Source organism: Chryseobacterium pennae (genome assembly GCF_003385515.1).
GTDB lineage: Bacteria > Bacteroidota > Bacteroidia > Flavobacteriales > Weeksellaceae > Chryseobacterium > Chryseobacterium pennae.
Window position 1 is genome coordinate 79,484 of the sequence record NZ_QNVT01000024.1, and the last position, 19,147, is coordinate 98,630.

The 19,147-nt window shown below is 34.7% G+C and carries 27 protein-coding genes and 1 tRNA gene; 5 read left to right on the plus strand and 23 right to left on the minus strand.

The genetic code is table 11. The annotated features are described in order from the left end of the window. Positions 1-199 precede the first annotated feature (199 nt). The 10 genes from DRF65_RS20830 to DRF65_RS20870 form a co-directional block, all read right to left on the minus strand. A complete protein-coding gene (locus DRF65_RS20830; RefSeq protein WP_115972671.1) occupies positions 200-1,006 on the minus strand; it encodes a PRTRC system ThiF family protein in 807 nt (268 codons plus the stop codon). Continuing rightward, positions 1,003-1,719 (minus strand): PRTRC system protein B, encoded by a 717-nt coding sequence (locus tag DRF65_RS20835; protein ID WP_115972672.1) that lies wholly within the window; start codon positions 1,717-1,719, stop codon positions 1,003-1,005. Before DRF65_RS20835 ends, DRF65_RS20830 begins: the two co-directional genes overlap by 4 nt. Positions 1,720-1,747: 28 nt before the next feature. After that, the gene (locus DRF65_RS20840; protein ID WP_228438855.1) at positions 1,748-2,542 is read right to left on the minus strand and encodes a hypothetical protein; all 795 of its coding nucleotides are present in this window, start codon (positions 2,540-2,542) and stop codon (positions 1,748-1,750) included. A 47-nt stretch (positions 2,543-2,589) separates the two neighbouring features. Continuing rightward, entirely contained in the window at positions 2,590-2,856 is a 267-nt protein-coding gene (locus DRF65_RS28960; RefSeq protein WP_228438857.1) for a hypothetical protein, read from the minus strand. Between the two features lie 76 nt (positions 2,857-2,932). Then, positions 2,933-3,151 (minus strand): PRTRC system protein C, encoded by a 219-nt coding sequence (locus DRF65_RS20845; protein WP_115972673.1) that lies wholly within the window; start codon positions 3,149-3,151, stop codon positions 2,933-2,935. Positions 3,152-3,163: 12 nt separating this feature from the next. Next, the gene (locus DRF65_RS20850; RefSeq protein WP_115972674.1) at positions 3,164-3,760 is read right to left on the minus strand and encodes a PRTRC system protein E; all 597 of its coding nucleotides are present in this window, start codon (positions 3,758-3,760) and stop codon (positions 3,164-3,166) included. A gap of 6 nt (positions 3,761-3,766) precedes the next feature. After that, a complete protein-coding gene (locus tag DRF65_RS20855; RefSeq protein ID WP_228438860.1) occupies positions 3,767-4,192 on the minus strand; it encodes a hypothetical protein in 426 nt (141 codons plus the stop codon). 51 nt (positions 4,193-4,243) lie between these two features. After that, on the minus strand, positions 4,244-4,450 hold the full coding sequence (locus DRF65_RS20860) for a DNA-binding protein (protein WP_115972676.1): 207 nt from the start codon (positions 4,448-4,450) through the stop codon (positions 4,244-4,246). A gap of 2 nt (positions 4,451-4,452) precedes the next feature. Continuing rightward, entirely contained in the window at positions 4,453-4,662 is a 210-nt protein-coding gene (locus DRF65_RS20865) for a hypothetical protein (RefSeq protein WP_115972677.1), read from the minus strand. Between the two features lie 31 nt (positions 4,663-4,693). Continuing rightward, the gene (locus tag DRF65_RS20870) at positions 4,694-5,092 is read right to left on the minus strand and encodes a single-stranded DNA-binding protein (RefSeq protein ID WP_115972678.1); all 399 of its coding nucleotides are present in this window, start codon (positions 5,090-5,092) and stop codon (positions 4,694-4,696) included. Between the two features lie 770 nt (positions 5,093-5,862). Between DRF65_RS20870 and DRF65_RS20875 the strand changes: the two genes are divergently transcribed. Then, positions 5,863-6,528 carry a carbonic anhydrase gene (locus tag DRF65_RS20875; protein ID WP_115972679.1) on the plus strand — a complete coding sequence of 222 codons (666 nt, stop codon included), beginning with the start codon at positions 5,863-5,865 and terminating at the stop codon, positions 6,526-6,528. An 18-nt stretch (positions 6,529-6,546) separates the two neighbouring features. After that, on the plus strand, positions 6,547-6,846 hold the full coding sequence (locus tag DRF65_RS20880) for a hypothetical protein (RefSeq protein ID WP_115972680.1): 300 nt from the start codon (positions 6,547-6,549) through the stop codon (positions 6,844-6,846). 503 nt (positions 6,847-7,349) lie between these two features. On the opposite strand, the gene DRF65_RS20885 is transcribed toward DRF65_RS20880, so the two are convergent. From DRF65_RS20885 to pckA, 8 genes are all read right to left on the minus strand, one after another. After that, entirely contained in the window at positions 7,350-7,724 is a 375-nt protein-coding gene (locus tag DRF65_RS20885) for a VOC family protein (protein ID WP_115972681.1), read from the minus strand. 109 nt (positions 7,725-7,833) lie between these two features. Next, on the minus strand, positions 7,834-9,096 hold the full coding sequence (locus DRF65_RS20890) for an aminotransferase class I/II-fold pyridoxal phosphate-dependent enzyme (RefSeq protein ID WP_115972682.1): 1,263 nt from the start codon (positions 9,094-9,096) through the stop codon (positions 7,834-7,836). A 111-nt stretch (positions 9,097-9,207) separates the two neighbouring features. After that, the gene (locus DRF65_RS28965; protein WP_228438864.1) at positions 9,208-9,477 is read right to left on the minus strand and encodes a hypothetical protein; all 270 of its coding nucleotides are present in this window, start codon (positions 9,475-9,477) and stop codon (positions 9,208-9,210) included. Continuing rightward, entirely contained in the window at positions 9,425-9,802 is a 378-nt protein-coding gene (locus DRF65_RS28970; RefSeq protein WP_228438862.1) for a methyltransferase domain-containing protein, read from the minus strand. The genes DRF65_RS28965 and DRF65_RS28970 overlap by 53 nt, the downstream gene beginning before the upstream one ends. Then, a complete protein-coding gene (locus tag DRF65_RS20900; protein WP_115972683.1) occupies positions 9,799-10,173 on the minus strand; it encodes a glycine cleavage system protein H in 375 nt (124 codons plus the stop codon). Before DRF65_RS20900 ends, DRF65_RS28970 begins: the two co-directional genes overlap by 4 nt. Positions 10,174-10,206: 33 nt before the next feature. Then, on the minus strand, positions 10,207-11,304 hold the full coding sequence (gcvT, locus tag DRF65_RS20905; protein WP_115972684.1) for a glycine cleavage system aminomethyltransferase GcvT: 1,098 nt from the start codon (positions 11,302-11,304) through the stop codon (positions 10,207-10,209). Then, entirely contained in the window at positions 11,305-11,688 is a 384-nt protein-coding gene (gene gcvH, locus DRF65_RS20910) for a glycine cleavage system protein GcvH (protein ID WP_115972685.1), read from the minus strand. It abuts the gene before it with no gap. Between the two features lie 52 nt (positions 11,689-11,740). Continuing rightward, on the minus strand, positions 11,741-13,324 hold the full coding sequence (pckA, locus tag DRF65_RS20915) for a phosphoenolpyruvate carboxykinase (ATP) (RefSeq protein ID WP_115972686.1): 1,584 nt from the start codon (positions 13,322-13,324) through the stop codon (positions 11,741-11,743). A gap of 130 nt (positions 13,325-13,454) precedes the next feature. Here pckA and DRF65_RS20920 point away from each other — a divergent pair, with 130 nt between their 5' ends. The 3 genes from DRF65_RS20920 (at position 13,455) to DRF65_RS20930 (ending at position 15,292) form a co-directional block, all read left to right on the plus strand. Further along, entirely contained in the window at positions 13,455-14,135 is a 681-nt protein-coding gene (locus DRF65_RS20920) for a Crp/Fnr family transcriptional regulator (RefSeq protein WP_115972687.1), read from the plus strand. 129 nt (positions 14,136-14,264) lie between these two features. After that, a complete protein-coding gene (locus DRF65_RS20925; RefSeq protein WP_115972688.1) occupies positions 14,265-14,990 on the plus strand; it encodes a YoaK family protein in 726 nt (241 codons plus the stop codon). Positions 14,991-15,115: 125 nt separating this feature from the next. Beyond that, the gene (locus DRF65_RS20930) at positions 15,116-15,292 is read left to right on the plus strand and encodes a histone H1 (protein WP_115972689.1); all 177 of its coding nucleotides are present in this window, start codon (positions 15,116-15,118) and stop codon (positions 15,290-15,292) included. A 79-nt stretch (positions 15,293-15,371) separates the two neighbouring features. On the opposite strand, the gene DRF65_RS20935 is transcribed toward DRF65_RS20930, so the two are convergent. From DRF65_RS20935 to DRF65_RS20955, 5 genes are all read right to left on the minus strand, one after another. After that, positions 15,372-16,208 carry a toprim domain-containing protein gene (locus tag DRF65_RS20935; RefSeq protein WP_115972690.1) on the minus strand — a complete coding sequence of 279 codons (837 nt, stop codon included), beginning with the start codon at positions 16,206-16,208 and terminating at the stop codon, positions 15,372-15,374. Positions 16,209-16,618: 410 nt separating this feature from the next. After that, on the minus strand, positions 16,619-17,707 hold the full coding sequence (locus DRF65_RS20940) for a hypothetical protein (protein ID WP_115972691.1): 1,089 nt from the start codon (positions 17,705-17,707) through the stop codon (positions 16,619-16,621). Positions 17,708-17,779: 72 nt separating this feature from the next. Next, positions 17,780-18,076 carry a helix-turn-helix domain-containing protein gene (locus DRF65_RS29295; RefSeq protein WP_115972692.1) on the minus strand — a complete coding sequence of 99 codons (297 nt, stop codon included), beginning with the start codon at positions 18,074-18,076 and terminating at the stop codon, positions 17,780-17,782. A 79-nt stretch (positions 18,077-18,155) separates the two neighbouring features. Then, the gene (locus DRF65_RS20950; protein WP_115972693.1) at positions 18,156-18,890 is read right to left on the minus strand and encodes a hypothetical protein; all 735 of its coding nucleotides are present in this window, start codon (positions 18,888-18,890) and stop codon (positions 18,156-18,158) included. A 159-nt stretch (positions 18,891-19,049) separates the two neighbouring features. Beyond that, positions 19,050-19,123, minus strand: a tRNA-Asn gene (locus DRF65_RS20955). Between the last annotated feature and the right edge of the window lie 24 nt (positions 19,124-19,147).

Here is a 19,147-nt window from a genome sequence, read left to right on the forward strand (position 1 = left end):
GAATTGGGATTAAATCTTTAAATAAATTTTTATATCCAATTCTCAAATACTCAGCTCGCAACCTTTTTTCAAAAAACATACTCTGCTAAAAATGGCAATGTTTTAGAAATGGGGTTGCACCACTTTCCGCAAAAATGCGTTTCCGACCAAAGGGAGGAAATGCATTTTTGCCGCCCGATTTTTTCTCAGGCGGCAAAAATTACGTGATTTTTATGGGTTGGGAATGGAAATTTTTCAGGTTAAGGAAAAATCCCCTGTTTTTGGTTAATCCGTTACGGAACAGATTCCAAAGCAGAGAGCTTCCCATCTGTGCCAGTGTTGAGTTGATAAATAAATCCTGCTTTTCCAGTGCTTCTGCCAATGAACAACTTGGTGTATCATCGGACTCTTCGGATTGTTTTAACAAATCTCCAAATTCATCGGTGATAGAAGGTAAGTGATCCACTGTTTCATATTTCTCGGAATTGGGTTGTCTGATCGTCCCTATGGTAGCTAATATAACCTGCCCTGTTCTTTTGCTGTTTCCAAAATCTAAGGAATATAACAGACGGTTAGCATAATATCTGCCTGTATTCAGCCTTTTTAATATATCCGCAATTTCAAATCTTGATTTTACACTATCTACGCAGGATATGTAAATATTTGCTGTTATATTTTCAGAAAATTTTTCTGATTCACTAAGTTTAAATTTTTGTGTTTCTGCTTTCCAGTTTGTCCCCATCCAACGGTTAGCACGATTAATTAAGGCAACAGACTTGTATAATCCTGTTTCTGATTCTGCAAAGCGCTGTCTCCCTAAATTAGCTTCGGTAATGAGATCATCATCCCAAAGTCGTACAAATAGTCCTGCATGTCCCAACTGAATTAGGCTGTGGTTCATTTCCATTAATGCAGTCAATACTTTTGAGCCTGTTCCTCCTGCACCAATTAGGTTAATGGTTACAGGGTTGGTAGGATTAATCAGGTAATTGTCTGTAAAATGGACTTTTGTTTTTTCACTTGTCATGGCAGTATATTTTTAAGGATTTTATTGGTCTTTTTCAATATTTCTTTCGGAAACAGTTTTTCTGTATCCATAAGTTCTTTCCACATATTTACACAGTTGCCATTGGTAGGGTTGTGATTGTTTAAATGGCTGAACTTACTGTTAAAAAAATAGTGTTCCCAAGCGCGAATAAATTCTTCAACCGAAGCCGATTTTTTAATGTCTACATTGACTGTTCCCATACAGACGTTTCCGTTTTCATATACATTAAAAAAAGGAGCATGATATAAAGCTGTTTTTTCTGTGGGTCTTTTGTCGGAATTGAGAGCAAATACGGTAAGATGTTGCTTTGATGCCACCCACAGCATAGCAGGAACATTTGCTATACCATTGGGAATTCCAAGTGATTCCGTGAAGAAAAGTTTTGCTTTTCTTGCTTTGGTATACCATATTACTGAACCTTTCTCGGTTGGATTGATAAATAGAATATGGGTTGGCAGAATACTTTCAGGTTTCAGAAATGCTTTACTTTTTTCTTTCTCTGTATTAAAGGACTTTGCCAATATTTTAGCTTCCCTTTCACTCAAAGGATGGGCATTAATGGGATTTCCATCTTTATCCATATCAAAATGCTCCACATAGGTGTCCCGATTATCATCATAGTTAGCCTGATAAATAACCAGTGCTGAAACTGGATGATACAGTGTTCCGAAATGATGGATTATATCGTTCATGGGGTTATATTTTAAATGGTATTCTACTTTAAATGTTGTTTAAAATGTCAATTAATCTTTCAATCAGGGGAAAAATGCAATTTTCAAAATCAAGGTTATTATTGCTGACATTTGTTCCGTCAAATCTTTTTTGGGTGCTTGGTTCTTCTATTTCCGTACATTCCTGAAATTCAGCATTAACAGAATCAAATAAAGTCTGAAATAATATTCCTTTATCATCTGCGCAGAACGAAACGTATTTTTCCATTGTGATAGTTCTTTCATGATAGTCCTCGTCATAATCATCACTATCTGTATTTCTTTTGTCCTGCCTGATATTTCTGTAAATAGTAGCATCAGGAAACATTTCATAGAGGGCAAGGGTATCACACGCTAATAAAAGACAATCGGTTTCAAAGGAATCCCTATTTTCAAAACGATTGATTCTCTCTTTAAATCGGATTAAATTCTGATGATTGAATATTTTTTGTTCCATATAGTCACCAATCCACTCACTTTGTTTTATTTCACATAAGTATTCAGGAGTATCTTCGGTTTCATAATCAATGAGCCACTCCGAAATCATTTCGTACATCCAACACAAATAGCTTTCCTGCTGTCTGTAATAGGGAACATCTGCGATGTGATACAGGTACGAACAAACGGACTGCAAAAGTTGTGTCGCTTTTTTATAATTGGGATTTTTAGATAGTCGATACAGTGGGATTATCGGAATATAATACAGAGTAGCTCCGGTATTATATCTTTCTTCACTCAATAAATACGTTTTCTTTTTATCCTGTATCAAACGGTTTTTCTCCCAATTTTTTACTTTAATTTTCAACTGCTTTTTGATATCTTCTAAAGCAAAGGCAATATTGTAAGGAAAACCTAAATGCTTTGAAGGTGCAGGTCTGTTTTCGTCGCATCCTGTATGGTTGCTTCGCCTTTCAATTTAGGCAGAAATGAATATTTTAGAAAAGCATGGGTAGCATGGCTATCGGTACTGCTTTCATTTTGTCTTTCTGTATTTCGCCTGCATCCTTTGGTCTTTGCATCCAATGGACAAATTCGCCCAACTGTTTGTGTAGTTGCCTTTGTCTTTGCTGTTCGGGAAGCTGTATTTTTCCCGATATTATTTTTCGTTGCATTCATCATAATTTAATGATTGATATTTGGTAAAGAGTGGTTGGATTTACAACTGATTTGCTGAAAACCCAACCACAATAATTGATCAACCCTTCGTGCCCATTACACTTTCAAAATGGTATTCTACTGTGTCATTTTTGATTTGTGGTGTAGACACTTTTGCAGTGGTTAATATTGGATAAGTATTGGCGTAAAAATTTATCACAGCTTCAACACTCCATTTCGGTTCTGGATCTGTCAATCGAATTTCCTGTCCGCTATCTTTCAGGATAAAAACTCTTTCTAATTGGGTTGCAAGTAACATAATTGTTGATTTTTAAGGTTGAAAATTTTGTTCCTGTTCTTGTTCCGCTTCATGCTCTTGTTCCTGTTTTTGTTCGATATTTTCTACACTTTCGGTATTAAACAGGCTTGGGGCAAAGTGTCTTTCGTACTCATCCTGTTTTTTTCGGATAGTTTCCGCATAGTCGGGACATTCTGAAACCTTTGGAAGTGCTGACCATGCACCTTTGTAGTTGCCATCTTTTTCGAGTTCTTCGGCTTTTTGAAAAGCATCCTTATACTTTTTCTCTTTGGCTTCTTTTTCCTTCTTTTCCTTATCGGATTTTTCTTTTTCCATTGCCGACTGCTTTTTGGCTTCCTCTAATTGCTTCATAAAGCTTTCCATACCGACCATCAGTCCCGAAGCGGTTTTTAATGGGGCTTTAATGTGTTCAAAAAATTCGGCATCAAGCTCGTCTGCCGTTCCTTTAAGATTAAGTGGAGGAATGATATTTTTTGCTTTATCTCCACATCCATCATTTTGTACCAATATGGAAGCCACTATATGACTTTCACTTGCTTTGGCAATGGTTAGTATCAACTTACTGTTAATATCCATTTTGGCTATCTGATTGAAAAAATTGGTTTGCATAATTTGTTAATTTGTAAGGTTAGTGTCATTTTTTATAAATTCTTCTAAAGGAAAATCTTCTGTCCAGAAGTCTTCTCCTGTATGCTTACCGTAAGTCTGATACAAAGCATAGCCACTTTTAAATACATGGAGGGTATGGGAAGTCAACCTGTTTTCAGGTATAGATAATTTTTCCAATGTTTCTTCATCCAGTTCCACAAAAGACCATATTCTATCCTCCAATAAATCTGTGGAATCGGGACATATCTCATTATCATCTTTATAGAATGTAATGGATGCATCACTGTACATCATGGAAAGAAGCATGTAATCATCAGAAAAAGGCTTAATATTTTCAATCCGTTTCTGCTGTTCTTTTTTCCAGTCCTCTGAAAGAGAAATGATGGCGAAGTCACAACAATCCCATTCGCTGTTGGTGTTTGCTTTTATCATTAAATAGGGTGTTGGTATATCAGATCGTTTCATTTTTTTAATTTTAAATTATTATGAATTATTCTTTTCGGAGATAAAAACTCCATTGATATAGTAGCCAATAAGTGTTTCCCAAAGACGCATCAGGTTGTTGGTATCTATATAATACTTTTCTGATCGGTTACAGTAAATTATGTATACAGGAACATCTTCGTATTCTTTGTTATGGCTGTAGGCTTTTGCCAGTTTCTTAGCTTCGGTTTTTGATGGTGTTTTCATGGTCAGGGATTTTCAAAGATGTATGTTCCACTTGTTTTGAAAGGGTATGCACCCTCAGTCAATCGGACTTCCACTCCAAATTTCAATGACAGGCTTCTTGCATAGTGTATTGCTGTTGTCCTGTCACTATGGATTTTGAGGTATATTGCTACCTGTTCCCATTCTGTCCGGTCATTTCGGGATTTCATCTGAAAGTTATATTGTGATTCCATAGGTTTTTTTAAGATAATTTTTGGTTAACTATTAAAATGGTAAATCATCATCCGTATCACCTGCAAAGGGATTTTTTGTTTCCTCCTTTGCATTTTGTTTCGTTTCGCTTTCAGAGTTTTTTCCGCTACTATGAAGTTTAATATCTGAAGTATGAAAATTCAGTCCTGAATGGATTTCCCCATCCTTTCCGATCCATGCACTTGAACTTATTCTTCCTGACAATTCTACTAAAGTTCCTTTGGTAAGGATTTTGGCAACATTTGGGCTTATCCAGTACGAACAATTGTAATAGGAGGTTAGTTCTTTGCGTTCTCCCTGCTTGGTTTTGTAGCTGTCATTGATGGCTACTGAAAAATTCACGACCTGTCTGTCGTTTTTCAATGTGTTGATTTCTGCGTTTTTGGTAATTCTACCGATAATTGTGTTCATAATATTTTGTTTTAATTGTTAATAATTGTTTTTTGCTAATTGTAAAATTCCGAGTGATTTGATTTGGTATCGAGGACACTCGGCTTATTTCTTTTTTATACTTGTTTTTTGAAAAAGGCAGTATTAGTGCTTATTTTTCTTTTGTTTTTCCGTTGATGTCAAAGAATGTCTGTGATCTAATTGATTCGTCTAACTGAGGTTCCGGCTTTTTCTTTGCCAATGAGCATAGTTCAGGATCAGGCACTTAAAACCCAATCCCAGCATTTGAAAAAATGATTAATGTTAAGGGCTCCGAAATCTTTTTGTCCGTAGGATTTAGGAGTGTCTGAAAAAATTGTTGGAATGAAGTGGAAAGAATTTTTTTAGAAACCCAAAAAGATTTTTTTGAGTGTATGATGCTGTACTACATTTGCAATCGTAAAAAGCAGGGCTTCAGCTATGAATTAATTTCACAGGTACTATTCTTATCTAAGAAACGGATGAAAAAAAGAATATTAGAATTGTTTCTTCATAAATGACAGGTTCAGGGAATTAACCAAGGGAGCATGATAAAATTATGCTTTACATCTTTTTCATACACGGAAGAAAAAACAGTAAGAAATCTTACAAATTTGAGTTGAATCTTGTTACTTATCTTAACAATAAAATGTATTAAAAAACATCCATCATTAAACTAAAAGTCATAGCTTTGTAATCCGATTGATTCAATCTATCGAATTTGAAAATAATTCAAACGAAATAAGTAATTATAATCTTTTAACAATATAATTATGACACAATCGTACGAAGTTATTTTCGAGAACAACAGAAAATGGGTAGAGTCTAAACTTTCTCAGGATGCAGATTTCTTTAAGAAACTTACTAAAGCGCAAACCCCTGAATATTTATATATTGGGAGTGCAGACAGCAGAGTGACAGCAGAAGAAATAATGGGAGCCAGGCCGGGCGAAGTTTTTGTCCATAGAAGCATTGCCAATGTGGTCAATACTTTAGATATGAATTCTACAGCAGTCATTCAATATGCGGTAGAACATCTCAAAGTAAAACACATTATTGTATGCGGTCACTATCATTGTGATGGTGTAAAAGCAGCAATGGCACCTCAGGACTTTGGTTTACTGAATCCCTGGCTAAGAAATATCCGGGATGTGTATAGGCTACATCAAACTGAATTAGATGCTATCAGCAATGAAGACAAACGTTATGACAGGCTTGTAGAGCTTAATGTTCTGGAGCAATGTATTAACGTTACCAAAATGGCCTGCGTACAGGAAAGATACATATTAGAGGAGTATCCTGTTGTACATGGCTGGGTGTTTGATCTTAGAACCGGTAAAATTATTGATTTAGAGATCGATTTTAAAAAAGTATTAAAAGACATCCAGAAAATTTATAATCTTACTGAATCAGATTGGATGATGAGCAGAAAAAAGTAGATTTTTAAAGAATGTAAAATGAAATCCTGGAGTATTATTACATTATTGTTTTTCCTAAACTTTACTGCGCTGCCAAGCATTGCAGCAATTGCAGGCTGGAAAATTCTAAGGACAAATGTTATAGTAAATGAGGAAGAACAGCATTCTAACCCAACTTCTCTTATTGTTTACGAAAAGATACTTCCAAAAACTTTAGAAGTCTTTGACTACCTTAAGTTTTTTGAGCCTTACCCTGAAGGCAAATCTTTTGTGCTGATAGATGACTCTTTTCATCTGTCTCCTTTACTTGCTATATTCTCTCCTCCGCCTGAAGCTTAATTTCAATATCTTATTTCATTGTACTTTTATCCCTCTTACTCCGATTAAACTTTATAAGGTTTGGAGATTTTCTTTACAACAATTTTGGGAGAACCAATTCTAATGCTAAAGATAAGACCAAATTATACTTCCGTAGCATAATTCCATTACTACATCCTTAATCCTATTAGGCTATTACAATTCACCAACAATATTCAGAGAAAAGAAAACTCATAAAGTCTGACAAAGCCCTGCATATATATGTAAGTGAGTATATTCTAAAAAATCTTTTTAATCACCTTAAAAAGCAAATAAAAAGCCTCCTTATACAAGGAGACTCAAAAAATGATGATAGTTGGAAAGTTTTCATTTCAAATTTAGTAATTCTCAACAAATCAATTAAAAAAGGTATTACTACAAATTGCAGTAATACCAAAAAAAATATACATAATATTCAGACCTATGTATTTCTGTTTATAAAAAAATAAATCTAACCTTATTAAAATATGAATCCAGGTTCATCATTATTTAGGCTCCCAAAGTTCTACCTTATTCTCTTCAATATCAAGAATATGAATAAATTTTCCAAAGTCATATGTTTCAATATCATCAAGAATCGTAACCCCTTCTTTCCTGAGCTGCTCAACCAAAGCTTCCAGATCATCAACCGTATAATTGATCATAAATTCTCTTGCTGAAGGTTCAAAATAATTGGTAGTTTCAGGAGAGGGGCTCCAAGTCAAAGAACCTTTTGGGTTTGCATCAGCTGCATCTTTCCAGTTGAAAGTTGCCCCATATTCATTTATATCAATCCCAAGATGTTTTTTATACCATTCTTTCAAAACTTTAGGGTCTTTACACTTGAAAAATATCCCACCGATGCCTGTTACTTTCTTCATGTTTTGTTTATTACAGTTAATTTTTGGCTTTTGTTTACTAATGAGAAATTACCCTTTCAATATTCTTACCCATAATAATATCTTATTTTTGAACCTTTGTAAAGTCAACTTAATTCGTTTTTTCTACTAAAATACTACTATTTCCAGATTTCTCTTTATAATAACCGGAATTTAAATTTATCCTGATTTCTTTGAACACAGCAATGGTCATTTCTACATCTTCCAAAGTATGTACCGCGGTAGGAATCAATCGTAATATAATCATTCCTTTCGGTACAACGGGATAAACCACCATAGAACAAAACAGCTGATGAGTTTCACGTAAATCCCTTACCAGAGCTGTAGCTTCATCTATAGTCCCATTGAGATAAACGGGAGTTACCGGAGAGTTGGTATTACCAATATCAAAACCTGCTTCAGTTAATCCTTTTTGTAAATGGTGGGTTATTTCCCAGAGCTTTTCTCTAAGTTCAGGTTTTGTACGCATTAATTCCAGTCGCTTTAAAGCTCCAAATACCATCGGCATGGGCAGTGCTTTAGCAAATATCTGGGAACGCATATTATACTTTAAAAATAAGATGGCTTCTTTGGTACTGGCTATAAAAGCGCCAATCCCTGCAAATGATTTTGCAAAGGTTCCAAAATAAAAATCGATGCCATCCTGCACTTCCTGCTCTTCTCCTGTTCCGGCACCTGTTTTTCCCAAACAGCCAATACCGTGAGCATCATCTATCAGTAAGGAAAAATTAAACTTTTTCTTCAGGGCAACAATTTCCTTTAGTTTTCCCTGATCGCCACGCATTCCAAAGACTCCTTCAGTTATCACCAATATGGCTCCTTTCGTTACATTTACAATTTTCTTTGCTCTGTCCAATTGTTTTTCACAATCTTCTATATCATTATGCTTAAAAACAAAATGTTTCCCCAGGTGCAAACGTATTCCGTCGATAATGCAGGCATGAGATTCAGCATCATAAACGATTACATCCTTTCGGTCTACCAAACTATCTATGATTGATACCATTCCCTGGTAACCATAGTTTAGTAAAAAAGCATCTTCTTTCTGAACATAATCAGCAACCTTAGCTTCAAATTCTTCATGCAATCTTGTATTTCCACTCATCATCCTTGCTCCCATCGGATAAGCCAGACCATACTGCTTGGTTCCTTCAATATCTGCCTTTCTGATTTCAGGATGATTCGCAAGACCCAGGTAATTATTCAGACTCCATACCAACTTTTTCTTTCCATTAAAAAACATAGTATTGCCAATCTCTCCTTCAAGTTTTGGATAGGCATAATAGCCATGAGCATAATGGGCATGATCTCCCAAAGGACCAAGACGGTTTTTTATTTTATCTAATATATTCATCTCTTGAAAAATATTATTATTGTTATTTTAAACTCATGGTTTTAGATGGTTTATTACCATTTTTTTAAGGAAAATAAATCTATGGATTTATCTTTTCTTTCCTAAATTAAGCTAAGATATTTTTTTCCAAAAACTTAAAAATCCGTTACAGGCTGAATCTACCAGTTCAAAGTTTCTCGGAATTTCGTCCCACTTACTCCAATACGTAACCAAACGGGTTCCAACAGGAGTTTTTTCTAATTGCTCTTTTACATAACCTGAATAAGTATCATATAAATTCCTATCAGGAAGTATTGAATCATCAATCGGATTTGAAGTATCTATATTTTCAAAAAAAGAATTGAAAAAGTAAGGCTTCAAAATTGGAAAAATCAATTTCATTGATATTGGAGTTGATAAATTCCACATTGGTAATATTATGTCTGCCTGCTATTTTCCTTGATATTTTAGTAAGCGAAGCTCTTTGCTCTACACCATAGAAAAAACCTTTGGTAGAAGCAGCACCCACCAGGCAAAACTTTCCTACTCCTGCCCCGATATCAAGCACTTTTTTTCCCGGTTCTTCTACCAGATATTCTGCTGCCATTTTAGCGATGGAAACAGGAGTCCAGTGTATTTCTGCGACCGCTTTTATATTGGGAGGATAAAGTTCATTAAAAACGGCATCCTTTACATCCATATTCTCCCTAAGCTGTTTAAAAATCATGTTTCTATTTGTTGTATATAGTCCTCATAAGTTAAAAGTTCATTTGCAGAGATATGGGTGGAAAGAATTAAAAACCAGCAGTTATAAGGATCTGTATTGATATGGGAAGGCTTTACAGCTATATTTTGATTGACTTCCATAATTTTTGAGTCACAGGGCGCAACCAACTGAAAAGTCTTATTGATTCCATATACAGTACCAAAGGGAATTCCTTTTTTTAAGTTTTTTTTCTGCAAATTAAATTCAACAAGATGAATTTCTCCTATTTCCTTTTGAGCGAAATCTGTGATTCCAACACAAAAATCGTATAATCCGATTTTTCTCAGCCACAAATGATTTTCTGTATAATAAAGGTTTTTAGGAACAAGCATATGATTATTTATCTGATTGATTTGTATAAGGATCTATTTTTTAATAAATGGAGTTTTAACAATAACAGCTTTAACCGCCTTATTTCTGATATTGATAAAGATTTCATTTCCAATCTTAGAGCTATTAGCCGCAACGTAACCTATCCCTATTCCTTTTTTTAGTGTAGGAGAAAGAGTTCCTGAGGTTACCGCACCGATAATTTGACGGTTACTATCCAAAATTTCATAGCCATGGCGGGGAATTCCTTTATCTTCTATTTCAAAACCTACCAATTTTTTAGGGACTCCCTTTTCTTTTTGAATGCTTAAAAATCCGCTATACACAAAATCTTTGGTAAATTTTGTGATCCAGCCTAATCCTGCTTCCAATGGAGAAGTTGTATCATCAATGTCATTTCCATAAAGGCAATACCCCATTTCCAAACGCAGGGTATCCCTTGCCGCCAGCCCGATAGGTTCGACACCTTCATCTTTTCCAGCTTCAAATATGGCTTCCCATAAGTGAGCCGCATATTTGTTCTCTACATAAATTTCAAACCCGGATTCTCCCGTATATCCTGTTGCAGAAACCAAAGCATTGGGAATATGTGCCAGTTCACCTATGGTGAAGGTGTAATATTCCATATCCTTCAAATTGATATCCGTCAGCTTCTGTAAAATGTCTATCGATTTGGGTCCCTGAACAGCCAATAAAGAAACTGAATCCGAAATATTGGTTACCTCTGCTCCAAAAGAGTTATTCTTTATGATCCATTCCAGATCTTTTTGGATGTTGGAAGCATTAACTACCAATAGGTAATCATTTTTACTTATTTTATAAACCAAGAGATCATCAACTATACCTCCGGTATCATTGGGCATACAGCTGTACTGTACTTTTCCGGGATAAAGTTTTGAGACATCATTGGTAGTGATTTTTTGAATAAGCTCCAAAGAGCCTTTCCCTTGTATTGAGATCTCTCCCATATGGGACACATCAAAAACCCCGACATTATTTCTAACCACTTCATGTTCATGCGTTACGCCTTTGTATTGAACAGGCATTTCATAGCCTGCAAATTCTACCATTTTTCCTCCAAGAGCATGATGGATGGCATTGAATGCCGTTTTCTTTAGTTTTACAGTTCCCATTTATGATAAGCCTATTAGGGATGCGTATGACTCGGATCTTAGGAGTCCCTCTGCATCAAAAAGATTTTCCACCTTAATTTTAATCATCCAGCCTTCCCCGTAAGGGTCTGAGTTGACTAATTCAGGACTGGCTTCCAATTTCGGATTGATTTCCAGTATTTCTCCGGCAAGAGGCAAAAACAGGTCTGATACTGTTTTCACAGCTTCAACTGTTCCGAATACTTCGTGGTTTTTTAATTTTTCTCCTAATGTTTCGATTTCAACATAGACAATATCTCCTAATTCGCTTTGGGCAAAATCGGTAATTCCGATATAAGCCATATCGTTTTCTAATCGAACCCACTCGTGATCTTCAGTGTACAGGAGGTTTTCTGGAATATTCATTCTTACAGTTCTTTTTTTTATTTATATACTTATTCAATGAGTTAATGTCATTTTAGACTAAGGGACCTCCTGCTATTGTCTCTTCATCGGCGAAAGACTCAAAAGACTTAAAGTTTTCTGCAAACTGCGTAGCAAGGTGTAATGCTTTTTCATCATATGCCAACTGGTCATCCCAGGTATTTTTAGGGTTTAGAATCCCGGAAGGAACACCTTCACACTCTACAGGCATCTGTAGTCCAAATACAGCGTCCTGCATAAAATCCACATTTTCCAGCTTATTTTCAAGTACTGCTGATATCATAGCTCTGGTATAAGCTAGTTTGATACGTTCCCCGGTACCATAAGCACCAGCGGACCATCCGGTATTAATAAGCCATACATTAATGTTGTTATCTTTTAACTTTTTTCCTAACAGTTCTGCATATTTTGTAGGATGAAGCGGTAAAAAAGGTTTTCCAAAACACGCCGAAAATGTCGTCTGGGGTTCCGTAATTCCAGCTTCAGTTCCTGCCACCTTAGCAGTATATCCGGAAATAAAATGATACATCGCCTGTCCTACTGATAGTTTTGATATCGGAGGAAGAACTCCAAAAGCATCGCAGGTTAAAAAGAAAATATTATTGGGTGTTTTCCCTATGGAAGGATGTATTGCATTCTCAATAAAGTCGATAGGATAAGCCGCTCTTGTGTTTTCTGTTGCAGAAACATTATCATAATCTACAATATCGGTTCCTTCAAAAAAACGCACGTTTTCAAGCAAAGTCCCGGACCGAATGGCAGAAAATATCTGTGGCTCTTTTTCCTCACTCAGGTTAACACATTTAGCATAGCATCCCCCTTCAAAGTTAAATACACTTTCATGATCCCATCCATGTTCATCGTCCCCTATGAGCTGTCTGGAAGAATCTGCAGACAGAGTAGTTTTTCCTGTTCCGGAAAGTCTGAAAAATACAGATGTATCACTGTTTACTCCAATATTAGCAGAACAGTGCATGGAAAGTACATTCTTCTCAAAAGGAAGGATATAGTTTAGGACTGTAAAAATCCCTTTTTTGATTTCTCCGGTGTAAGCGCTTCCGCCAATAAGAATGACTTTCTTGGTAAAATTGATGATCGTAAAATTATGCTGACGGGTTTTATGGTTTTCAGGAACAGCTTTGAAGTCCGGAGCATTAAGAATCAACCATTCATGCTGAAAGGTTTCCAATTCCTTTGCTTCAGGTCTTAAAAACAGGTTATTAACAAATAAATTAGCCCATGGCGTTTCAGTAATAACCTTTATATTCAATCTATATTCAGGTTTGGCGCAGGCATAGGCATCTCTGACATAAATATCTCTGTCAGAAAGATGGGTGATAACATCATCATACAATCTCTCAAAATCTTCCGGCATAAAAGGATGGTTAACCTCTCCCCACCAGATAGAGTCCTTGGTTGTATCATCCAGGACAATATACTTATCCTTTGGTGAACGGCCTGTAAATTCACCTGTATCACAAGCCAAAGCTCCTGAACTCGTGATAATTCCCTGATTTTGTTTTAAGGTTTGTGAAATCAGCTGGGGCACAGATAAATTATAATAGACTTCCTTTCCGGGTATAATTCCAATATTTTTTAGAGATTCTAAATATTCCATAGATGAGTTCAGATTTGCTTATGGTTGTAAAAATAGATACTTTATGAGGAAACAGGAAGGACGTAAATCTTTTATTATCGTGATTTAAGTCAAATTTAAGTTAGGGTAAAAATGTGTAAATTAGTAAATCATGATTTCAAAATTTATTTTTAATAATCAATATCTTTTTGAGGAGCTTTCGACATATGATAAGGAAATGCTTCAAAAAGTGATGCAGGTTAAAAATTACCGTAAAAACGAAGCCATATTCACTGAAGGGACTATTCCTAATGGTATCTTTTATTTGAAAGAAGGAAAGGTAAAAAAATACAAGGTTGATAATGACGGAAGGGAGCATATTATTTATATCTATAATGCCGGGGAGTTTTTTGGATATTCAGCGATCTTAAGCGATTACTCTTATGGGGATACCACTCAGGCCATAGAAAGCTCTGTTGTTGCTTTTATCCCAAAAGAAGATTTTTTGCATATTCTTGAACAATCAAAAGTTTTTTCTAAATTTCTTCTCAAAAGCCTGAGCCATGAGTTTAGTGTAATGGCTAACCTGATGACGGTTTTATCCCAACGGACAGTCAGGGAACGTGCAGCCCTCAGTTTATTAATCCTTCATAATAAATACAGATCAAGCAATAAAGCAGAAACTGTATTGATTACCTTATCCCGCGTTGACTTAGCCAATATGGTAGGGACAGCAAGGGAAACATTAGCCCGTATCCTTCATGATTTTAGGGACGAGCAGCTTATTGTGATGGAAGGAAGAAAAATAGAGCTGAAAGATATAGAAAGACTGACACGTATCGCTAATCTTTAACAGAGGGTGATAATATCTTTGGATATTTTGAGGTTTTTTTTGATTCATAATGGTTCGGGAATAATTTTATACTGAGAGCTATTGCTCTTCTATATTATTTCTAGTGCTCATTGCTTAAAGAAATGACATATGTTTAGACATAAGGGGAAAGGACGAACATATTCCCATAATTTAAAGCTGGCATCTATTCTCTCCTGTGTTGCAGGACTGGTGAATATCACCGGGGTACTTTCCGTAAGTACCCTGACTACCAATGTAACGGGGCATTTCGCCTATTTTTCTGAAGAACTGTTTACAAAGAATTATAAAATGGCACTTTTTTATCTGTTATATATCCTGTTCTTCTTGCTGGGAGCCTTTGTTTCCGGGGTTATCACAGAATGGGCTACAAAGCAAAAGTCTCATTCCTCTTATATCATTCCTTTATCCATTGAAATTATAATTATGCTTTTCATAGCATTTTCACCTGATATACTACCTAAAAACTCTTCTGTCTCGCTGATTATTTCTTCGGCATTACTTTTTGCCATGGGACTTCAAAATGCTCTTGTTACCCGGGTTTCCCAGTCTGTGGTAAGAACCACCCATCTCACAGGGCTGTTTACCGATCTGGGAATTGAACTATCTCAGCTATTTTTTCATCAGCAAAAAGGGAAAAAAATACAATTAAATAAAAGTATTTTTTTAAAGCTAATGATCATCAGCTGTTTCTTTTTAGGTGGGATTATTGGGGGATTTACCTATCGGCAATTTCAACTGAAAACACTTCTTCTCCCTGCTGCTTTCCTATTATTTGCCCTATGGTATGATAGGTTATTATTCAGGTATTATCATCTAAAAAGAAAGTTGAGATAATTTTGTTTTTTTATTCTAACAATTATACATATCACATAATCAATCCTTCCAGCTTGTTTAATGGAAATATTGATTAATAAAAGGATTATTCTATATTTGCAACTTTAAAACATAAACTATTTTTTATGAAAGAACTACTAGAAAAAATTAACGCAGAATTCGAAACTTTTAAAACCGACTCAGATCTTCAGCTAGAAAAAGGAAATAAAGCAGCTGGAACAAGAGCAAGAAAAGCGGCTTTGGAACTAAGCAAGCTTCTAAAAGATTTTAGAAAAGTTTCTGTTGAAGAAGGCAAGAAATAGTCAAAGCTCCCTAATTTTTTTGGGGAGCTTTTTTTATTTGGATAGGTATTATGGGGACATTTTACAATTCAGCAGCTCATTATGTCCTTTGACAGAACCACTCATTAAGATCCTTAAAACCCGTGTAAATTAGAGAACAATCCTCTGCATTTGCATATTTCATCTTCATTTGTTTTACGGTTTGTCTTCCATTGGGGTCATTGTCCAGAAAAAGAGAGATTTTACTGTACTCACTTAACTTTTTTTCAATTTTATAAAGCATTGCTGTAGAATTTAAAACGAGATAATCAGATGAATTGTCTTGTTTATTCTCTATATTCATGTAGGTCAGGAAATCAAAGAAACCTTCAAATATAGCAATCTCATTTGAGCCGTTTTTAACCAGAGTTACATCTTTGTCCCCCAAGCAGATTTTAAAATATTGATTTCTGATTTCCATGCCTCCGGAATCATTGAGAAATCCTACTGCGAAATAATTTTTCAATTTTAAACGGAAGTGAATTTCTTTCACTAGGTGACTTTGTTCGTAAACTTTTCTTTCTTTCAGATACCTGACTAAAGCGGGATGGGTAATTTCATGTATTTTTGAAACTTCATAAGACCGCGTTTGCCAACCTTCTTTACTGTTTTTTTCAGTTCTTTCATGTGAAAAGTCAAGCTTTCCAAGGTATTTTAGTGCATCGGAAATCGAACACTTATTGATGGTTTGGACAATTGAGATCACATCGTAACTCCTTCCTGTTCCGAAGTCGAATGCCTTATTTTTTATAAAATCTACTGAAAGGCTGGGGATTTTTTCTTCCCGGTCCAATGCAAAATAGAAAGCAGTCCGTAAATTTTCTTTCACTGGAAACAGATTAAAAGATTCTAAGACTGTTCTGATTCCAATATTCTTTTTAATTTCTTCACAATTCATTTTTTTTCTTTTTTTAATGCAATTCTTTACTCAGTTTTCCTTTTAAATAAAAAAAGACTTTTAATTACTTTTAAATATACTTTTACTAATTCCGGCAAACAACTTCTATCAAGGGCTTTGGATAAGTTTTAACATGAGCGCTTTTCCGAATCAGGCATGAGCGCAATTCCGAAAGTTAAATGAGTGCTTTTCCGAAAAAACAATTATTCAGGAATGAGTGCTTTTCCGAAATAGTGCCTGTTTCATCGAAAACTTATCCACAATTCCTTAATTTCTACTCTGCGAACGAGCGCTTTTCCGAAATCAGGAAACAATAATCTTTGATTTTTAACAATTCATTAACTTCTGCGAGCGCTTTTCCGAATTTAACATGAGCGCCTTTCCGAAATGACATGAGCGCTTTTCCGAATTCATAAAATTATGGGATATCCGTTAGGAAGCAGTTTTCCCATTTTTGTTTCCTTGTACAATTCAATAATTATTTTCTGGATTTCTTCTAAAAATAACTTTCTCAGGAAATATGATGATTTTAGTTTCTTTTGCCTGTTACTTCTTATAAAACAGCAGTAAGCTTTTTCAATAAGTTCTCTTGTCTGCGGAATGTTTTTGTATTGATAGGAAAATCTTAGCATTTCCTGTTCATTCAGCTTATACTTCTTTTTAAAATATCCTAAACGATAAGTAATTTTTAAATTTGTATCAGTAGTAGATGTGGTTTTTCCTGCAATATTTTTTGTCAGGTACGGATGGATAAAAATATTATCTGAGAGATATTTGTAATTAAAGGATATATTGCTAAATCGGTCAAGATTAGCTCTTACGGGCTTTAGAAATTTGAAACAAAAATCATTGGCATTTTTATAGTTTAATCCAAACTTTTCATTGAAAGTAATTAGTTTTAAAACCGTTCCATTTTCAGGCAGTTTGGAAAGCCAGATTGCAAAAATAATATGTTTATTATTCTTGATGTTATACACTAGGTTAAATAGGACATAATTATATTCCGGAATAACAATAAGTTTTTTCAACCAATAGCTGCTGATAAGAAAAGAAGTATATCCTCTTTGATCATAGCTCGGAGTTGAAATCAGTCCGCCAAAAGTTCTAATTTCCTTTCCTTTGGAATTAACAGATTTATACCAGCCCATTTTGAATTTTGCCAAATACTCATAGGCTTCAATAACCTGTCTGGTCGATCCGCTTGGAGAAATCTTATTGTTTCTGATTTTCATGGAAGCAAAGACATTATTTTGGGTCTCAAATTCCACATCAAATAATGACAATTGTTTCGGGCGGTCTTCAGGACGGAACTGCTCATTACTAAGAATGGAAATAATGTTAAAAATTACACGTAATGCATTTATTGGAATATCAGCTGCTTTTTGATCTTCAAATATGAAGTCATCTACAAAATGGTTACCAAGCCTTATCTGTTGTTGAAGCTTTGTATTCTCAAATGCCTTGCGGATAACTTTTAGTTCAGTTTCATGAAATGACATTGCTCTATTATTCTAGTATAACTTTAGTACAACATTTTTGGATTAAATGATAAATCATCATAGAAAAAGTGATTAATTATTCCTGTTTCTTTTGTGGTTCCTTATCATACGTTCGGCATCTTCAACAGTATAGATGCGATGTTGTTTAATCCAATCGTGTATTTCTTCCTTAAAAAATAGGAGTACTCCATTGGTTGGTTTACAATGAGGTATAAGCTTGCGTGAGGTAAGCTTATAAAGTAAACTTTCAGAAATTTTTAAATACGAAATAAGTTCCGTACTATTAAAAACTTCCTTATTGTTAATGTAATTTTGATGGACAAGTTTCTTAATCTCATTAAGTTCTTGCTGTAGCTGAATCGGTGTCATATTCTAAAATTTGACACGAAAATAGATGGGTATAGATAGATGAAAAGGGTAAAAGTTATGCAGTAGAACTTTATTTTTCTTAAACAGAACTTTTCGACAAGAGCTCCTGAATTTTGGGTTTAACTTTATTCAATTCCCTCCTTTTAGAAGTGGAATTAATTGAGCCATAATTCACTTTACGGAATTCATTGTTTTTATAATAATAAAAATAATTGCATAACTGTTTTGTTTCAATTTTCAAAAGCGGCCTGAATATTTCGTGAATAATGTATCCTGCTACTTTTTGGTCACAGGTCATATAAATACAGGTATCAGTATGTTTATACATCTTCAGGTTATTTACGGAATTCACAATATAATTTTTTGAGAACAGGGCGGGTAGATTTTGGAGACTATCTGATTTATCTGAAACAAGGGTAGTATCCAAAATACGGCATTCATCATGCATAATGTAATAAAGATATTCGGTCAGCTCTTCGCTCAATGAATCTACTATCGATTCTTCATTAGTAGATTTGATCTTTTCTTTTTGAAAATATTTCTTTTTAAGCACAAAAAAATCCAGACCTTTAATTTTATAGATTATAGGAGGCATCAGCAAACCAAGAATAACAAAAGTCAATAAAAGATAGATTACAAAAAAATAAAGGCTTTCCCTGAAAAAGAATAAATTGTATTGTAATAAGAAAGAAGGAATAATAAGTAAAGCTATAAACCAAAAAATTTTTGACTCCAGAAAACGATTGTACTTTACTTTAATTGTTTTATGAAGGTCAGCTATCACTTTGTGGAATTCAAAAATATATTTTTCCATCTTTTATAGATTTTAAACTAAAAATATAACAAATATCTGAAAATCAGTTTAAATATTCTTATATTTGAGACTGTTAGTTGTTGTACTAATGTTGTACTTAGAAAAATAAAAATCAAAAAAAACACTCACAAATTAATGCAAGTGTTTGATTTTCAGTAGCTCCTCCTGCTGGGCTCGAACCAGCGACCCTCTGATTAACAGTCAGATGCTCTAACCAACTGAGCTAAGGAGGAATGTCCTTTGTTTTAAGTGGTGCA

Coding starts and splice junctions, on each gene's coding strand:
- DRF65_RS20830 (WP_115972671.1), bottom strand. CDS start 1,006: ATGACAAGTGAAAAAACAAAAGTCCATTTTACAGACAATTACCTGATT.
- DRF65_RS20835 (WP_115972672.1), bottom strand. CDS start 1,719: ATGAACGATATAATCCATCATTTCGGAACACTGTATCATCCAGTTTCA.
- DRF65_RS28960 (WP_228438857.1), bottom strand. CDS start 2,856: ATGATGAATGCAACGAAAAATAATATCGGGAAAAATACAGCTTCCCGA.
- DRF65_RS20845 (WP_115972673.1), bottom strand. CDS start 3,151: ATGTTACTTGCAACCCAATTAGAAAGAGTTTTTATCCTGAAAGATAGC.
- DRF65_RS20850 (WP_115972674.1), bottom strand. CDS start 3,760: ATGCAAACCAATTTTTTCAATCAGATAGCCAAAATGGATATTAACAGT.
- DRF65_RS20855 (WP_228438860.1), bottom strand. CDS start 4,192: ATGATAAAAGCAAACACCAACAGCGAATGGGATTGTTGTGACTTCGCC.
- DRF65_RS20860 (WP_115972676.1), bottom strand. CDS start 4,450: ATGAAAACACCATCAAAAACCGAAGCTAAGAAACTGGCAAAAGCCTAC.
- DRF65_RS20865 (WP_115972677.1), bottom strand. CDS start 4,662: ATGGAATCACAATATAACTTTCAGATGAAATCCCGAAATGACCGGACA.
- DRF65_RS20870 (WP_115972678.1), bottom strand. CDS start 5,092: ATGAACACAATTATCGGTAGAATTACCAAAAACGCAGAAATCAACACA.
- DRF65_RS20875 (WP_115972679.1), top strand. CDS start 5,863: ATGACACAATCGTACGAAGTTATTTTCGAGAACAACAGAAAATGGGTA.
- DRF65_RS20880 (WP_115972680.1), top strand. CDS start 6,547: ATGAAATCCTGGAGTATTATTACATTATTGTTTTTCCTAAACTTTACT.
- DRF65_RS20885 (WP_115972681.1), bottom strand. CDS start 7,724: ATGAAGAAAGTAACAGGCATCGGTGGGATATTTTTCAAGTGTAAAGAC.
- DRF65_RS20890 (WP_115972682.1), bottom strand. CDS start 9,096: ATGAATATATTAGATAAAATAAAAAACCGTCTTGGTCCTTTGGGAGAT.
- DRF65_RS28965 (WP_228438864.1), bottom strand. CDS start 9,477: ATGAAATTGATTTTTCCAATTTTGAAGCCTTACTTTTTCAATTCTTTT.
- DRF65_RS28970 (WP_228438862.1), bottom strand. CDS start 9,802: ATGATTTTTAAACAGCTTAGGGAGAATATGGATGTAAAGGATGCCGTT.
- DRF65_RS20900 (WP_115972683.1), bottom strand. CDS start 10,173: ATGCTTGTTCCTAAAAACCTTTATTATACAGAAAATCATTTGTGGCTG.
- gcvT (WP_115972684.1), bottom strand. CDS start 11,304: ATGGGAACTGTAAAACTAAAGAAAACGGCATTCAATGCCATCCATCAT.
- gcvH (WP_115972685.1), bottom strand. CDS start 11,688: ATGAATATTCCAGAAAACCTCCTGTACACTGAAGATCACGAGTGGGTT.
- pckA (WP_115972686.1), bottom strand. CDS start 13,324: ATGGAATATTTAGAATCTCTAAAAAATATTGGAATTATACCCGGAAAG.
- DRF65_RS20920 (WP_115972687.1), top strand. CDS start 13,455: ATGATTTCAAAATTTATTTTTAATAATCAATATCTTTTTGAGGAGCTT.
- DRF65_RS20925 (WP_115972688.1), top strand. CDS start 14,265: ATGTTTAGACATAAGGGGAAAGGACGAACATATTCCCATAATTTAAAG.
- DRF65_RS20930 (WP_115972689.1), top strand. CDS start 15,116: ATGAAAGAACTACTAGAAAAAATTAACGCAGAATTCGAAACTTTTAAA.
- DRF65_RS20935 (WP_115972690.1), bottom strand. CDS start 16,208: ATGAATTGTGAAGAAATTAAAAAGAATATTGGAATCAGAACAGTCTTA.
- DRF65_RS20940 (WP_115972691.1), bottom strand. CDS start 17,707: ATGTCATTTCATGAAACTGAACTAAAAGTTATCCGCAAGGCATTTGAG.
- DRF65_RS29295 (WP_115972692.1), bottom strand. CDS start 18,076: ATGACACCGATTCAGCTACAGCAAGAACTTAATGAGATTAAGAAACTT.
- DRF65_RS20950 (WP_115972693.1), bottom strand. CDS start 18,890: ATGGAAAAATATATTTTTGAATTCCACAAAGTGATAGCTGACCTTCAT.